Source organism: Neolewinella persica DSM 23188 (assembly GCF_000373105.1).
In the GTDB taxonomy this organism is placed as follows: Bacteria; Bacteroidota; Bacteroidia; order Chitinophagales; family Saprospiraceae; genus Neolewinella; species Neolewinella persica.
In genome coordinates this window covers 1-16,697 of the sequence record NZ_KB890457.1, presented here as the reverse complement: position 1 = coordinate 16,697, position 16,697 = coordinate 1, and the positions used below count along the sequence as shown (strand labels likewise).

The 16,697-nt window shown below is 48.9% G+C and carries 13 protein-coding genes and 1 pseudogene; 3 read left to right on the top strand and 11 right to left on the bottom strand.

Annotation, left to right across the window (positions count from 1 at the left end):
- Positions 1-245: 245 nt before the first annotated feature.
- The 11 genes from B036_RS0121825 to B036_RS32490 form a co-directional block, all read right to left on the bottom strand.
- On the bottom strand, positions 246-1,187 hold the full coding sequence (locus tag B036_RS0121825) for a hypothetical protein (RefSeq protein ID WP_020570866.1): 942 nt from the start codon (positions 1,185-1,187) through the stop codon (positions 246-248).
- Positions 1,188-1,193: 6 nt separating this feature from the next.
- Positions 1,194-3,383: a peptidase domain-containing ABC transporter gene (locus B036_RS0121820; RefSeq protein ID WP_020570865.1), complete on the bottom strand. Its 2,190-nt coding sequence runs from the start codon at positions 3,381-3,383 to the stop codon at positions 1,194-1,196.
- Positions 3,384-3,395: 12 nt separating this feature from the next.
- Positions 3,396-4,481, bottom strand: a complete 1,086-nt coding sequence (gwsS, locus tag B036_RS0121815) for a grasp-with-spasm system SPASM domain peptide maturase (RefSeq protein ID WP_020570864.1) — start codon at positions 4,479-4,481, stop codon at positions 3,396-3,398.
- Positions 4,482-4,654: 173 nt separating this feature from the next.
- Positions 4,655-5,611 (bottom strand): ATP-grasp domain-containing protein, encoded by a 957-nt coding sequence (locus B036_RS32495; protein ID WP_020570862.1) that lies wholly within the window; start codon positions 5,609-5,611, stop codon positions 4,655-4,657.
- A gap of 124 nt (positions 5,612-5,735) precedes the next feature.
- A complete protein-coding gene (locus tag B036_RS34005; protein WP_020570861.1) occupies positions 5,736-5,885 on the bottom strand; it encodes a hypothetical protein in 150 nt (49 codons plus the stop codon).
- Positions 5,886-6,111: 226 nt separating this feature from the next.
- Positions 6,112-6,258, bottom strand: a complete 147-nt coding sequence (locus B036_RS34000) for a hypothetical protein (RefSeq protein WP_020570860.1) — start codon at positions 6,256-6,258, stop codon at positions 6,112-6,114.
- Between the two features lie 203 nt (positions 6,259-6,461).
- Entirely contained in the window at positions 6,462-6,608 is a 147-nt protein-coding gene (locus B036_RS33995) for a hypothetical protein (RefSeq protein ID WP_020570859.1), read from the bottom strand.
- A gap of 204 nt (positions 6,609-6,812) precedes the next feature.
- Complete coding sequence (locus B036_RS0121785; protein ID WP_157472303.1) at positions 6,813-7,769, bottom strand: hypothetical protein; 957 nt, start codon at positions 7,767-7,769, stop codon at positions 6,813-6,815.
- A 149-nt stretch (positions 7,770-7,918) separates the two neighbouring features.
- A complete protein-coding gene (locus B036_RS0121780) occupies positions 7,919-10,600 on the bottom strand; it encodes a carboxypeptidase regulatory-like domain-containing protein (RefSeq protein ID WP_026232225.1) in 2,682 nt (893 codons plus the stop codon).
- The gene (locus B036_RS0121775; RefSeq protein WP_020570856.1) at positions 10,601-11,332 is read right to left on the bottom strand and encodes a GLPGLI family protein; all 732 of its coding nucleotides are present in this window, start codon (positions 11,330-11,332) and stop codon (positions 10,601-10,603) included.
- A 30-nt stretch (positions 11,333-11,362) separates the two neighbouring features.
- Positions 11,363-12,016: a response regulator gene (locus B036_RS32490; protein ID WP_020570855.1), complete on the bottom strand. Its 654-nt coding sequence runs from the start codon at positions 12,014-12,016 to the stop codon at positions 11,363-11,365.
- A gap of 360 nt (positions 12,017-12,376) precedes the next feature.
- Here B036_RS32490 and B036_RS0121760 point away from each other — a divergent pair, with 360 nt between their 5' ends.
- The 3 genes and pseudogenes from B036_RS0121760 to B036_RS30530 form a co-directional block, all read left to right on the top strand.
- A complete protein-coding gene (locus tag B036_RS0121760; protein ID WP_020570853.1) occupies positions 12,377-13,912 on the top strand; it encodes a hypothetical protein in 1,536 nt (511 codons plus the stop codon).
- Positions 13,913-14,099: 187 nt separating this feature from the next.
- The gene (locus B036_RS0121755; RefSeq protein WP_020570852.1) at positions 14,100-15,356 is read left to right on the top strand and encodes an arginine deiminase family protein; all 1,257 of its coding nucleotides are present in this window, start codon (positions 14,100-14,102) and stop codon (positions 15,354-15,356) included.
- A gap of 277 nt (positions 15,357-15,633) precedes the next feature.
- A pseudogene (locus tag B036_RS30530) lies at positions 15,634-16,697 on the top strand (hypothetical protein); the annotation flags it as partial.

Sequence of the window (16,697 nt, the reverse complement as noted above, 5' to 3'; positions counted from 1 at the left end):
GTATCCCGGCATGGTGACAGCGATGGGACGACCTCGAAACCGAGATCAGGGCGTGGTCTAGACCATTAAGGATCCACGTCCTTTGCCCTTCAACAAATCCCTTGCACCTGCGTCCCCGCCTCCTGAAAACACTAGTTCCATGTAATTTGATTTCACTTTTACCCGGTTAAGTTTACCGTAATTTTCCAAGCCATTTCGTTATTGGTGTAAACTAAGCTTACGAAGCGGGCTTCGATCCCTAACAATTAATTGGACAACTTGCGTAATAGACTTTGTCGGTTCGTGATGATGGCCGCAGTGGCCTTCAATCCTTCCTCGTAAGGAATGGCAAACTTATTGGAAGTGGTGAGGCCCTCGGGTAGTGCCACGGTGATCAGGTAGGGCGTTTCAGGGTTAGTCGGTTGTTGAATCGCCGCCACTTTGCCCGCTAAACGACCGTACTGCCCGAACGGATACTTCGCTAATTCCAGACTTACCGGCTGCCCTAGCGCAAGCCCGGCAGTCTTGGCCACCGGCAACTCCAGCGTGGCAAAAGGAGTGCCTGCGGTAAAAGCTACGGAAGGCCGGGCGCTTTTCTGCGATAGCACTGCTGCTTCCAAATTTGCCAGGGCACGCATGGTGATCACCAATTCCGCACGGGCTTTGCTTTGCTGATAAGCTTCATAAGCAAGGAGTAATTCCTGATAGGGTAACTGTAACTTTCCCAGAAGGAGTGGTGATTCCGGAACCGGAATGTATACGGTTTCAGAATTTTGTTCTACCGCGTTAAGCATCGTTTCCAATTGGGGTAGATTTTCCGGCGAGGTAGCGTTGACGGGGGCTTCCCGAATCAGAGCTACGGTACTGATAGTATCCGGATATTGAATGAAGGCCATGGCCGTGAGGACCAAAAAGAGAACACCTAACACGAGGGCGCTGCCGAAGCGGGTCAGCACCGCCGGCATTCGTTCGAATATCTCCTGAACGCTGTCGTCGCGCAGGGTCACGGCTACCACCTTTTCGGTACCGTCCCTGGTCATAATCTTATGGGTAATATTGGTGTCCTGAACCGTATTAGTTACGGGAGGAGGCTTTTTAATATTGTCCCGGGCCGCCGCCGCTGGCGGCGCGGGCATTGTAATGGTACGACCTTCATCGTCTACGAAGGAGATGGTCCGGTTTTTTGGTGCGACAGAGGTGTTTTCCATGACAAGTTATTTGCTAAGATCCAATTGGTTTTTTACGAGCTCGAAATAATTGCCTTTTGCGGCAATGAGCTCTTCATGCGTACCGATTTCTACAATGCTGCCCTCTTCGAGTACAACGATCTGGTCGGCATTCTTTACGGTGCTCAGGCGATGCGCGATCACAACGGCGGTACGGTTTTGGAAGAAGCGGTCAAGTTTACTCATGATCGTTTTCTCGTTGTTGGCATCGAGGGACGACGTAGCCTCGTCGAAAAAAAGGAACGCCGGGTTTTTATATACGGCACGAGCAATGAGTAAGCGTTGTTTTTGCCCGGTGCTCAGGCCGACGCCTTCCATCCCGATCTTCGTGTTGTACGACAGCGGAAGGGTCGCCACAAAGTCTTTGATATTCGCTACGTCCAGTGCCTCCACTAGCCGCTCACGATTGATCTGCTCAGAGCCAATGGCGATGTTACGGGCAATGGTGTCGTTAAAGATGTGCCCTTCCTGCATGACCACCCCGCATTCCCGCCGCCAGGCTCGCTGGCTGATGTGCGTCAGGTCGGTCGGGCCTACCAGGATGTTCCCCGCGCGGGGATCATAGAATTTAAGCAGGAGCTTCAGGAGCGTAGTTTTGCCACTACCGCTGGTACCAACGATAGCCGTGACTTTATTCGCCGGTATGGTGAGGTCAATGCCCTGAAGAACCGGTTTATGCGATCCGGTGTAGCGAAACGACATGTTGCGGAGGATCAGGTCGCCGGAGGTGTCCACGTGATTTTGCTTGCCTTTGTCCAGGGTTGGTTCATCCTGGCGGGCATGTACTTCGGAAAGACGTTCCAGCGATATTTTAGCATCTTGTACTTCTCGGACAAAATTGATTAACATGATGATCGGTCCGTTCAGCTGCCCGACGATGTAGGTGATCGCCAGCATCATACCAAGGGTTATTTCGCCATTGATCACTAACAGCGCCGCTACTCCGGTGATGAGAATGTTTTTACTTTCATTGATAAAGGAAGATCCGACCTGTTGATACTGTTCCAGCTTCAGGCCAGCAATGGAAACTTTGAAAAGACTCGCTTGCAGCCGCTCCCAGGCCCAGCGTTTGGGGCGCTCAGCGTTGTGAAGCTTGATCTCCTGCATACCATTGATGAGTTCGATCACTTTGCTTTGCTCCTGACTGACCTGACTGAAGCGCTTATAATCGAGATCGCGCCGTTTTTTCAGGAACATGGCTACCCAGCCGAAGTACAGTACACTGCCAACCAGGAAAATTCCGAAAACCGTCCAGCTGTAGTAGGCCAATACGAAGCCAAAGACAAGGAGGCTGATCACGGAGAAAAGTACGTTAAGGGAAGAGGTCGTCAGTACCCGCTCGATCCGCCGGTGATCGTTGATGCGTTGCAGAATATCCCCGGTCATGCGCACATCGAAAAAAGCGATCGGCAGGTTCATCAGCTTGATGAAAAAATCGGAAAGTAAGCTGATGTTTAAGCGGGTACTGAGGTGTAATAAGACCCAGCTACGGATAACCTCAACGGAGGTGCGACCGATAAAAAGGGCAAGTTGGGCTGCGAGAATTAATACGATGAAGCTCACATCCCGGGTGGCGATACCCACGTCAACAATGCTCTGGGTCAGGAAAGGGACGAAAAGCTGGAAGATACTTGCAGCTATGAGGCCAAGGATCAACTGAAACATCATTCCCCGGTGCTGCCTTAGGTAAGGCAAAAGGAAGCCGAGGCCGATGGTGTCTTCTTCTTCGATGGTGTTTTCTTCGAAAAAAGCAGGGGCAGGCTCCAGCAACAGACCGATACCTTCCTGGGTAGTGGGGGTGGCGTTGTGGCCGATCCAGGACCGGAGCAGTTCATCCCTTTTGTACTTTAGTAAGCCATGAGCAGGGTCTGAGATATAGCAGGTATCCTTGCTAATCCGGTAGAGAACGACGAAGTGAGATTGATTCCAGTGCAGAATGCAGGGTAAGGGGGCTTCCAATAACTTTTCGTAGCTGATCTTCACGCCCATACTACGGAAGCCAATGGCTTCAGCTGCTTCGCCTAGTCCCTTGAGGCTGCTGCCGCTGCGGGTGGTTTCCGAGAGCTGTCGCAGCGTCTCGGTATTGATCCGTTTGCCGTAGTGCTTACTGATTATCTTGAGGCATGTGGGGCCACAATCTCTAAGGTCCAGTTGTTTGAAGTAGGGGAATTTTCCCATGGCTGACGTAATTTAGGCAGGCGAAGAGGAGGCGGTTTTTTGGGCGCGGACGCGGGTGCGAAGACGGTTGGACGGAGCAGTGGAAGCCCACTCCCCCGTGTAAGGGTCATAGCCACACTTTAGGGGCTTGCCATCGGCTTCGTTGTCCTGGGTATAAGCCCGGCAATCGGTGCAGATGTAGCGGAATTCGCAGTCGCGGCAAACGTTGACTTCATCCTTTGTCATCTGCCATCGTGCACGGAAATCAGGATGACTGGAAGCCTCGGCAAGTGAGGTGTCGTCAAGGTGGCCAAAGTCTTCCTGCATGGAAGGACAGTTGCGAATGAAGCCTTTTCGGTCAACCGAAATCTTACCGTTCAGGCAGGAGTTGAACTTCTTTGCCTCGGTGAATGCCTTAATGTTGATGGAAAAAAGCTCGGGGTCGATGATCCCGCAGTGGGCCTCGGAATCAACGCTGGTTGGCATGGAGATCAAAAAGCGTTTGTTCCGAACTTCCTCGATGCTGAATTCCCCGGGACTTCCGTGCAGTGTTATCTTATTTAACCGGTCAAAGGTCGAGAGCAGCTTACGGGCGTCTGTTGATGTAAAGCCCGGAGCTGCGGGTACCAGCACTTCTAGGCCGATGGTGGCCGAACGTATTGTTTCGAAGTACTGGAGAAGCTCCGTAAGCGCTGCGCCGTCAATGGGATCAAAGAAACGAAGCTGTAAGTATTTACAGTTGATGCCACTGAGCTGGCTGACGGCACTACGTAGATCGTAAGCCGAATTGTTGTCCCGGTCCAGAATGGCATTAAAGACGGGAAAGGGAGCCTTCCAGTCCAGGCTTAGCTCGGGGAAGAGGTTGGGGTCGGTACAAGCGAAGGCAAACTCGTGTTGTACCAGCATCTTGAAATAATCATCAATGATCTGGTCGTACTTATTTTCGTAAGCAGCTTTGATGTCTTTGTGAGATTTTCCCCGATGCCTGGTAAGTATTTCATACAGCCCATCGGGGATGGGGACGTAGCCGTTGCGCTGCAAATCGCAAATGATTTTGCGCTTCGCGCCACTTACGGGAACGCAACTGGCGTAGAGGAGGTAAGTAGGTTGAACACTCATTTCTTGATCATTTGGCTGATGGGGCGGTGAATTACCTGTTGGTTGACCCGCTTGCTCTGGTATAGGCTGCTGGAGATCTTTACGGTTAGGTCAGGCGACTTTTCCTTGCGGGGACGAAAAACGGCCCGTTGAATAGTGAGGGGAAGGAAAGGGGTGGTCTCAGGTTGCATTGGTTAGGCGTTGGTAAAAGAATCGGCGATGAAATGCTCCAGGTAATAATTGCAGTTTTCTGATAACCAGTGAAACTGTCCCATAGGATTTACTTCCAGAAATACAAACTCGCCTTCAGGTGTGTAGATGAGGTCAATGGACCCGGTGTCCAGTTCGGCCAGGGCCATGAATTTCCACAACTTACTGGCTATAGAAGGGGGCAGTTGGAAAGGGACACAGCGATTGGGCCTTGCGTCATTGTAATTGCGAAAATCCGTCGTGGTTTGCTGGTCGTTTTGGCTGAAGATGGCCATACTGAAAATGGTCTTCCGGAAAAGGAAGCAGCGGATCTCAAATTGCTTGGAGATGTTCTCCTGCACGAAAACCGCCGCGAAATTATCTGCCATTGCATCAAGGTCCGATAACCCGATGCTGATTACTCCGCTGGACGTAAGGGTCCCCTTGTCGCCTGGCAGGTAGACGGGAGCGCAAAGGTCCTTAGTAATAACCTGCTTATGCCGCCGGATGAATTGGGCCAGTACTTTTTTAGAATTCGTAACACACGTTGGGGGGATCAACAAATGAACACTTTTCGCCAATTCCAAATTAATGAGTTTGTTGTTTTTCTTCTCGGCAAAGAAAGACCCGGTATCATGGTGATTAAGCTGCTGTTTCCGCTTTGTTTCCACATAGCTACTCACTACTAACTCATCTTGCTCGAGGTAGCGATACACCGGTAGGTTTTCGGAAAAATGGTGGTCGATGGTTGCCGGAATATAGTTTTCTTTTCCGCGGCGTGTCCAGTAATGAGAGTTGCCAGAGATCGGCCCAGCAGCGGAGCTGCCACCGTTATCAATTTCTATACGAAAGGTTTGCGGTTCATAGTTCTGAATCCGGCGAGTGGGCGTTTTTCTGCGCGCTAACCATTCCATTGTCAGGTCCGTCATAATGTCCTGCTCTTCCGATACTATGGTGATCACTTATATTGATTTTATAAATAAAATTGAAAAGACTGGTAAAGCCTCTTCGTTTAAAAATCGTCTAACCAGGATACATCACACGCTCTTAAAGGAGGGAGTTTTACCTCCCTCCTTTAAATAAGTACTAATTAGAAAGGGTAATGAGGCGCTTACGTGTGGTGTCGTACCATTCGTAATAGACGGTTCCATCTTCAGCGATGTAATGGGTGGGAACGAGCGTTCCCCCAAAAATGGTTTCAGGGTTAATGAGAGAAAAATTATTGAACGATTCCATGGTGATAATTTTTTAATGTTCTTTATTAAAAAAAGTATTGAGTTATTTCCCTACGTTATTTTTTAATTTTCGGGATGCTCCCTGATTAATTGTAGTGGATGCTGCCTTTGGTTGACATATACCCAAACCAATTTGTGATGGCTGTATCAGCGGGTAGCATGTTTTTCTACTCAAATGTTAAGACGTAGGTTAAGGAGGGTGGCAGCGCCACCCTCCTTAAGGTTTACTACTCTATGTAGATGACGCGCTTGCGCTTGGTGTCGTAGTGATCAGTACCAGAACCGCCGTCTTCGCCTTCGAATTCGGTAGGGACGAGCGTTCCGCCGAAGATGGCTTCAGGGTTGGTAAGGGAGAAATCGTTAAAGGCTTCCATGATAATGGGTTAGTGAATACTTTTTTGATAGAAGTATTCGATTATGTCCTTACTCTGTTATGGGATTTTCAGGTTACTCCCTTAGGCTCACGTGGCTAACGCTTGTAGTCTTTGGCCTATGAACTGGCTTCAGTCTATCTACCACTCAGTTTTTCAGAAAGAAGATAAAGGAAGGTGGCAGTACCACCCTCCTTTAAAACCTACTAATTGACGTAGATAACACGCTTGCGTGTGGTGTCGTAGCGGTCGCTACCTGAGCTGCCGTCTTCGCCCTCGTACTGAGTAGGGACAAGTGTTCCACCTACGATGGCTTCTGGGTTAGTAAGGGAAAAATCATTAAAGGCTTCCATGATGAAGGTTTTGTGAATACGCTTGGGTTTTTGTAAGACGTATTCGGTTATGTCCCTACTCTGTTATGGGATTTTCAGGTTGCTCCCTTTGGCAGGTATTGCCAATTCTTCAGTATGTTGGTGATCATCAGGCATCACTCTCCTTACTCCCCGCTGTATCTTTCAGAGGGGCAGTGCGTTTGCTGACGATTAATTATAATTCTCTTAGAAACTACGCGTCTTACTGCGGCGTTTAGGTTTGCTTTTTTCCTGACGACTGGTCTTAGCTTTTTTCTTTGTCTCTAGCAATCGCCTGGTTTCTGTATCGAGGTTGTATTCCAGATAGAGTGTTTTCATCTGCTCTTCGGAGGCTAGGGGGACCCCCGCTTGTGATCCAAAGAGTTGAACACCGTGCTCAATCGTACAAATACGGTCGACTAGCAACTTGAGTGTCCCGCTGCCTGGAAGTTGATCTGATCTGTTGGCCTCTTGTATGACTGGTAAATATCGTTTCATCATTCCCAGGTTACTATGCTGAATTACTGCCCACATCACGTGCGATAATTCCTGGCCTACCATGTCTTTACCCAGATAAGTTTTATGCTCGGAAAATAACTCATCAATTAATACCTGATTAGATTTGTCCAGCTCTCGCTGCTGGTCCGTGATGTCTCCAAAACCACCTCTGTGATGTTGATCAGCTTGCCAAACTCGCGCCAGTTGACACTGAAGATCAGTGTATTTCGACGTGCAGTAAATCTCTGGAGTAATCTCGTCCGGAGTAAATGTTTCTTTATCCGATTTGTCCGGGCGAATTTTTGCCAATACTTCGGTACCCAAATAGTCCTCCCATTGCTTGACGTTGCCCGGCGAGGTGTTGAAAAGCTGGGTGAAGTTTTTCGGATGCATACGCTTGCACTTCTTTAAGAAGAATGTTATCTCTTCACGCGACTGCTCACAAAGCGTATAAGCATAAGCTAAATTCCAATAATCAGCGTATACTATTTGTCCATTATCGTCTTCGATACTTTGGTAAGTTTCTTCAAGTATCATCACCGCCAATCTGTAATCTTTATCAGCTATTGATGGCGCTTGTTCGGGAATGAATCCTATATTTTGACCTGAAGTTGCGTTTGACATGCAGAGTGAAAATATTGAAAGAATAATTAAGGGAATATCCACGACTATTGTTTTTTAGCAATCAAGAGGTGATTGGTTGTTACCCGTGTAGAGGTGATGTTATTTATCCTTTGATGCTATAGTGTAAAAATATTGTTTAATAAGGACAGTATGTGGTAAAACCCCGTAAAACAGGTGTGGTTAAACCGTATTTATAATTGATAAATAAGTTTAAATATTAGTCGTCGTCCCAGGATGGTTTCATTGCTTACGTTTAATAAGAAATCGGAGAACTGTTCTTGCTGAAAGTTCTGTTGGTTTAATATGTTGTAAGCGGTCAAGGTACCGCTGAAACGTTGTCCCTTAGTCTCGTACCGTAAGTCAGCTTCCAGCCGACCCAATATGGTTCGGTTATTACTGTCCAGTTGTCGGTAGCTCCGATAACGGTATTTTGAACTGAACGATAAGCGTGGTAATAGGTTCCCGTATACTTGTACGGTGGGTTCGAGGCTTAGGTATTTCCTTGCATCCTGCGTCCCCGCCCTGTAATTATTATAAGCAAGGTGCGCACCCGTGGCTAAGTTTGGCCACTTTTTAAAACGGGTTCTCATATTCAGCCTGAGGGCTGAGGAAGCACTATGGTTAATCTGTCTGATATTTTCCAGCCTGATCTGTGATATGGCCAGTGAACTTTGTACGCTTCCGGAAAATTTAAAATACTCCAGGTATTTATCCAGCTGGAAATAGCCGCTGATGAGGTCGCCCGGGCGGTCGGCGTTGATGGCCGTGATCAGCTGCCCGGTGCCGCTAAGGGTGATTTGTTGCGTAAGCGGCCGCTCCATGCGGCTAAGGGTCACGTCCGCTGAATAGGTTGTTTGGTTAAACAGATTATAATTGTAGTAGGATAACGAAAGGTCATGATGACGGGTCTCCCGAAGCTGTCCGGTACCATTGGTGAGGGAGAAGAGGTTGCGTAAGATCAAGGCCGAAGTGCGCTGGTCTGCCCCGGGCCAGCTGACTGATTGATCATAATTAAGGCTGATCGAAGAAGACTTGCGGATGTCGTACCTGATCTCGGCCTGGGGAAGTAAAAATGGCTTGCTGCCAGTGGTGGTGTTTTCACTTATGCGCTCCTGCCAAAGAGACTGTTCTAACCGCAGGCCGGGGCTAAATCTCCATTTCTTAATTTGCGAACGATGACCGACGCCGGCATAAAAGGTGCTGACCTGGAAGCGATCTCCTGGGGCAATACCAGTGCCTACTACCGTCTCCTCAGTTGTAGTGAGTTCGGCGTTGAAAACAGAAACCTCCCGCCCCATGCCAATGTACAGGTTGATCTGGTTGGCATTGTTTAGGGAGCGGTAATAGTCACCCCGGGTACCGTAAGCGCTGACTTGATTGTCTTGCTGTTGTTGAAGGTAGTTCTGGCCATTAACCGAAGTGTCGGTAAAATTGAACGGCAGTTCCATAGATTCGAGTCTGTAAGTTCCTGCTACCCGTTGGGCCTGGTGGTCTAATCGCAAGATCCAAAGTTCCTGGTCTGTCTTGCTGTAGTTAATACGAAGTTGTTGCCTCACGTTATCGTTGCGCTGATCATTTTGCTGGCCTAAGGGAGGAAGCGACTGGCCTGCTGAAACAATCCGGGTGTCGGCATCCGTGTCGACCGATCCCTTGCCAGCCAGCGCCCGGTAACTTAAGGACAATGCTTTTGATGCTTTAAAATCCAGCCGAAGCAGGCCGGTAAGCGAGCGGTTGTTTTCAACGCCGTTTTTAACTTGTTCTACGTCGCTTTGTGCATCTTGACCTAGTACCGTCCTTAGCGTCTGGCTGATGGTTCGGTGGTGATTGTTTCCATATAAAAGCGTACCGCTGGCGTTGAATTGCTGATTTGGCTGATACTGGGTACTGAGGGCCGCAAGACCGGCGCTTCGTTCGGCATTCAGCTCCGGGTCTGAACTAAGCCCGAGCTGGGTTGGCGTAAAACTAATGGCACTGGCACCACGGTCTGCGGCGAAGCCTCCATTCAACCGAAACATGTCGCGGAAGGTCAATATCTGGCGCCCGACATCATTGTGGTTGGTGATAAGGTTAACACTGGCAGTAGGGCCGAAGTAAAAAGCGTCGGTACCAAAATCTTTTACTGCGCCCGGCCCATAGCCAGCGTACACTTCTCCGAAAACAAGGTTCTTCTTATCCTTTCGCAGGCGGATGTTCAGTGCGGTACCCCGTCCGTCAGAAAATTGCCCCATTTGCTCATCGGCCGAGTAGTTGTTAAGCACGTCAATGCGATCTACTGCATTGGCGGGTAGACTACGGGCGGCAAGTTTACTATTGCCGCCAAAGAAGTCCTTACCATCTACCTTGAGGTCGTCCACTTTTTTTCCGTTTACGGATATTTGCCCGTTGTCGTCCACAGCGAAGCCAGGTAACCTTTTTAGGATGTCTTCCAGCTTGCGCTCGTTTCCGTCAGAAAAGGCATCGGCCGCATAGCTGATGGTGTCGCCCGAAACACGGACAGGGAGTTTATAAGTTACCTCTATCGTAGAAAGATCATTGGTGGCCGGACGCATCGCTACGATAAAGTCGTCTGGCAAGTCAGCCATCTTTAAGGTATCTACCGTAGTCTGATATCCGAGATAACTGGTTTGGAGAACATAAAGGGAATCCCCCCGAAGCTTCAGTTGAAACGCTCCTTCGAGATCGGAGACGGCGAAGTTTTCGATTCGGAAAGGTGTGGAAGAGGCCAGGCCAGCGGTAACATTAGCATACGCAATAGGATCTCCGCTTACCGCGTCAACTACCGTACCCTTAAGGACTTCCTGCTGAGAGGAAAGCCACCCACTGCATGATAGCACTAGCAGTACTGATGAGAAGATAAGAGAATAGATTTTCATCTAACGGTTGCCTTCGTCATCATACATACGATTCATTTCCTCGATCTTCTTGCTGTATATTTTTTTATACGCTTCCAGCGTGACTTCTTTACCTTTCTTGGGCGGTTCGATGACGGCTGTTGTGCCAGCACTTATTTTGAGCTCCGTACATGTGATCTTCATGCGGCCATTATTAGCCTGAAGGATGAACCCCGGCAAGCCCCAGTAATCTCCCGGCCCCAGGTTGACGGGGATTTCAGGCGTGAACCAGGCAGTGGATTTGCCCCGATTCGTCTTCAGCTCGGCCTTGATGCAAGTATAGCCCTGAATCACTTTTTGCTCCTCCAGAATGGTCCATGCTGGTCGAACCAGACTGTCTCTGATCAGAAAGAGCTTGCCAAATACATCCCTTGTTTCTACCAATAGGCCACTTCTGGTGTTTTTGTAGATGCCGCCATCCATTCCCTGGCCCCCACCAATAACTTCTACCTCCTTTTCGGCAGAAGGAGCGGCGAGTTTTGGAACCTGTTGGTACAGGCCTTCCGCTGCGTTGAACGTCAGGCGATACTCCTTTCGCATGGCTTCCCGGATCTGCTCGTTGATTGCAGCCTGCTCTTGCTGAGATATTTGCGAAGTACTGTCGAAGGAAACTATGCTGGCTGATTCCGTAGTAAATATGGCGGTGCCGGATATCGACTGGCCTAAAATTGACAGACTTGTAAGTAGGAGGATTGAAGAAAAAATCGACTTCATGATTGTGTTGGTTGTAGATGGGTTAGTTGTTCAAATTAGCCCCTGCTTGCGGGCCGCCAGGATGAGCTGGTAATCGCTCTCAGGATCATTGAGCAGGTTTTTAAGCTGCTTCTTACGTTTTTCGATGCTGGGCAACGAAAGGGCGATGAGACGGGGAAGATCCTTCGTCCTGGCTCCCTGGCCCAGGTAATGCAGTATGTTACGATCAATCCGGTCAACCAGACTGCTGCCCGCAATGTCGTAGTGCATGTGAGGAACAATTGATGGGCTGTGGTAAGGCTTTCCCGATTGGATCGACTTGATCGCATGCACAAATTCCACCTCTGAGAGATCTGGCCGGAAGACTAGTGCTTCCGGGGCTATTTCACGGATGATGCTGCCAATCAGGTAAGTAGATAACCGATTGATGGAGTAGAGAAGCCTGGTGTCTGGGTGGCGGCTTTTCAACTCCAGAGCAAGTGCAAAACCGTCGATGCGGTTGTTCTTGCCTTTGTCACTTATTGTTTCGTGTAAAATGGCCAGGTTGAACGGAGCATCCACCGGTTGTGCCTCAAGGGCTTTAAGAGCATCTGTGGTATTATCTACAAGTATGACCTCATCGAAGTAGCTCTTTAAAGCTTCCCGGTAGTACCGTGCAAGGATCGGGAAGTCTTCAATGAGGAGCGCTGTGGTATGTTTCCTCATGTTAAATTCCAGTTTGATCTTCGATGACAATGTTTTCCTGGTAGTGCTCTTGCTGATCTTGAGAAAGGTTGTGAAAGTCGGCATCACAGGTGATAATGCCTAATGAGATTAGGGTGGAAATTAGAAGGGCAATCATTTTCGCTGGTTTAAATCGGTTAGGTTTATCATTAGTATTTGGGATAGTGTAAAAGTGAGTATCTTGAAAAGGTTAAAAAAGGACAAATTGTATTTTAAAGTGCCAGATCATTTTTACCAAAAAAATACAGATACCTTGTATTTACTTAGTTTATTTTCTATTTTTTGCTTTTATGCAAGGCATTAGTGCTATCTTTATGGAGTTCTAAATTTGGCTCCAGGCTAATGAATCTTTTTGATCAGCTTCGCGATGTATTAAAGTTGCATGGGATTACCCCAACGGAAATACGGGATTCCCGCAAGGATTATTCGCCGGCCGAAAAGCAGGACCTTGTAAGTGTGGGACTAAATGAGATTTGGACTTCAGAGGAAACCGACGAAGATCATCTCGCTAAGGTGCTTTATGGTGCCTCTGCTGACCGTAAAAACAACAGCTATAAAAAAATCAAACAACGGTTAATTGACCGGTTGGGAGGGGAAGTGATTAACATAGATTTGGGGTCGCCTGCGTTTACCAGTTTGCAGCGGGGATATTATTCTGCGCATCGGGAGTATATAGTGGCTACCATCCTCGACGGTAGAGGAGTGAAGCAGGCCAGCGCTTTCTTTTATCGCCGTGCCCTCCGTAAATCGATAAACTATGGCGCTACCACCATCGAAGTTCTATGCCTCCAAATGTTGCGGGAATATGCTGCCCGTATCGATCGAAACCAACGAATATTCGAAGAATACAACGAACGATTGAACAAGGCAACCTTGAAACTAACTGCTGAAAATGAGGTGACCGGTTATTACTCCAGTCTCATTCTGGCCTACGATGCCTCTCCGCAGGTAGGCGCCGTTATCCATAAACAAGCACTGAATTACCTGAAGGAACTGGATCAGAAATATGACCTGCGGGCACTCGGGTATCGATATGGATTTCCATATTATCTACTAAAATTACTGTCGCGTTACTCGGCCTCTCAGTATGAACTAACCATAGCGGTGGCGGATGAGGCGATTGCTCACTTTTCCTCGCTCGACTTCTTTGCTCCCGTACCCATTGTATCCTTTCTCCTGCACAAACTGACCTTCTACACCATTCTCAAGCAGTACACGCTGGGCGTGGCCACCTACGAGCAATGCATTCCATTGGTGCAGGAAGCCTCCGCGCAATGGTTCAAACTCAAAGAGCTGGCCTTCCTGTTGATGATGCACAATATTCAATACGATCAGGCTTTTCTTACTTATAAGTCTGCTGCGGAAAACAAGAGGTTCGAACAACTTGGTAGCCGTAACCTTGACAAGTGGCGTGTCTACCGGGCTTATCTCTACTACCTGAAATCAGCTGGTTTTGTCTCTTTCCCCGAAATGGATGACCCACTGAAGAAATTCAGACTCGGGAAATTTTTTAATAGCCTCCCGCTTCTGGACAAAGAGAAGGAAGGCAATAATATTTCTATTCTGATCCTGCGTATCTTGTTTTTGGTGCAGCGTAAAGAATTCCCTGAAGCTGCGGATCGGATCGAAGCACTGGAAAAATACCTCATCCGTTACTTGGGGAAAAATGAAAATTACCGCAGCAAATGCTTTATTAAGATACTGCAACAGTTTGCTAAAGCAGGATTTCGTAGGCAGGAAGGGCTTCGCCGTACCCGCTCATGGCACGGTAAGCTATTGGCCAATCCAATCAGCGATTCTAACCAAAGCTATGAGATCGAAGTCGTACCCTACGAAAATTTGTACGCCGTAATGCTTGGCCTAAAGGCCGACAATTGAAGCACCACCGGGCTATTAACTCGCCTCAGTCCCTTTCTTTGCACCTGCGGCCGCGCCTAAACTTCTTTCCTTTCCCACTAATCCCTACATTCGTCCTCCACCACATCTTTTGTTGGTGCATTAGTCAGTTCGGTCACCCGACCAACGAACCAATAGCCCAACGAACCAATAGTCCAATAGTCCAATCATGTCCCTCCAAGTCCACTCCGAGATCGATTCCCTCAGGCGCGTCCTCGTTCACCGGCCCGATGCAGGTACCGCCAGCATCACCCCCCACCGTGCCGAAGAATTGCTTTTCGACGACATCGTCTACCTGCCGCAAATGCAGCGCGAGCACGATATTTTTACGACCCTGCTGCGCAGATTTCTTGGAAAAGATGGCGTCATTGAAGTGGAGCAGTTGCTCGCTGAAACCATCGCGGCCAGCGAATCCGCAACTCGGGAAAGCCTGGAAATGATCGTGAGCTGGGAAGAACTTCCGGACAGCTATGTTGATAAATTGCTGGGACTTTCCCCCGCAGAACTGGCTGACGTGCTCATAACCGGTGACTTCAAGCAGGACGATCGACGGCTCTTCGACCCCATCCCCAATTTTATCTTTACCCGGGACATCGCCGTGATGATCAACGATCATCTCCTCATCACCAAAGCAGCAAAAGCGGCGCGTAGTCGCGAAAATTTCATCATCCGCCTGGTCATCTTTGCCCACCCAATGTTCCAGGAGTTGCAGCAACAGGGTAAGGTGATTAACCTGAACAACGTCGAACTTTTCCCCCCTTCCCGACTTGCCGAAAAAATGAGCATCGAAGGCGGAGACGTGATGCTGCTCAACAAAGATTTTCTCCTGATCGGCGAATCCGAGCGGTCCAGCAGCTATTCGTTGCGGACATTAGCCGATGCGTTATTCGAGCGTGGCGTGGTCAAAAATGTAGTGCGGGTAAGCGTCCCCGCAGAACGTAGTTTCATGCACCTGGATACCATTTTTACGCAGATTGACGAGCATGACTTTGTCTGCTACGAGCCCATTATTTGTGAAGGAGGCCGTCCGTCAGGCGTGGAAGTCTGGAGAGCCGACGGTAGCAACGCCGCCTATTCCAGCCTCAAGGAATGCATACTGGCGGAGATTGATCCAACTGCCCGCTTCATCGCTTCCGGCGGCGGTGAAAGTCCATACCAGGAACGGGAACAGTGGACCGACGGTTGTAACCTGGTGGCCCTGCGCCCCGGAGTTGCCATTACCTACGATCGGAATCCGGTAACGGCCGAAACTTTGCGCAAGGCTGGCTACACCATTATTGGTGCCCAGGAGCTGATCAATGACATCGATAACGAAGGGCTAAATCCAGCCACCGTTCGTAAGACCATCATCACCCTGCCAAGCGGAGAGTTGAGCCGGGGCAGGGGAGGGAGTCACTGCATGACGTGCCCGATCGAGCGGGGCTGATTTTTTTTGATCGGAAAATGACATGTTGCCAAAATTGGGGGGTGAAATATCTTTTTCGGATTTCAGGAGCAATGTTTTTTTTGGCGCGGCCGCAGGATGCAATTAAAAATTAAAGGAGCTGGCTATTAAGATTGCAGCTATGCCCGTAATGTTCAAACATATAAACTTTAACAGTAATTGATCCCGGAACACGGGATTTCTGGTTACTTTTGTAGTGTGTTGTAGTTGGGTTTCCCAACTGGCTTATAATCTCAATTGAATTTAGACGACTTTACATATGAAGAACTTATTACCCAATTGGGGCCGAACGGCCCTGCTATGCCTGCTGTGTTTCAGCGGGCTTTCCTTGTTGGCGCAGCCGGCAAATGATGACTGTGCGAATCCGATTCCAATTGCCTTAGGCGACATGATCTCGGCCACTACTGCTGATGCAACGTCTGAAAATATTGCTTATGCAGGAGCCACATGTACTTTTGGCCCCGCTAACAATAGCTTTTTTGACCGTGGTATCTGGTATTCCTTTGTTGCTCCAGCCGAGCCAATTAACGTTATGGTTTTTGGTGGCTTTGGCCCAGGACTGAACGCTCAGGTAGCTATTCTTTCCGGAGGCTGTCAAACGCTCACTTGTGAAGAAGCAAGAGCATTACCACTTGGACCCAACGCAACGATTAATAATCTTCAACTTAATGAAGGAGAGACCTATCTCCTTTATATTGATGGATTTTTGGGGGACCGGGGATCTTTCATGGTGGAAGCATGTGCAGCTGAACTCAGCTGTAACGATGCTTCTGTTTACTTAGATGAAAATGGTGAAGCTTCTGTTACGCCTATGGAACTTGCTATGGCGACTTGTAACCAGACAGATATTACTATCTCTCAAAGCGATTTTGCCTGTGCCGATATTGGTCCGGTGACTGTTACAGTTTCTCAACCTAATGAAATTGACTGTACTTCTACCGTCACCGTCATCGACACCATCAAGCCGATCATCGTCTGCGAAGCCATCACGGTAGCCATCGGTGCCGACGGCACCGCCATGATCGAAAACGACGATGCCGTGGTCAGTATCGACGATAACTGTGACATGGACCCTTCCGGTCCCTTCACCGTGGGTGGTCCCATTAACGGTCGCACCTTTGATTGTTCCTTCGTTGGCACCACCGTCCAGCGGACGGTCGTTGCGACCGACATGAGCGGTAACCGTGGCGAGTGTACTTACGACGTTACGATAGTCGATGAAATTCCCCCAACCCTCGAATGCCCCGCAGAACTGACCGTCTACCTTGACGAAAACGGCGCCGACACCCTGCGCAACAACGAGTGGGACTTTACGGAACTGGA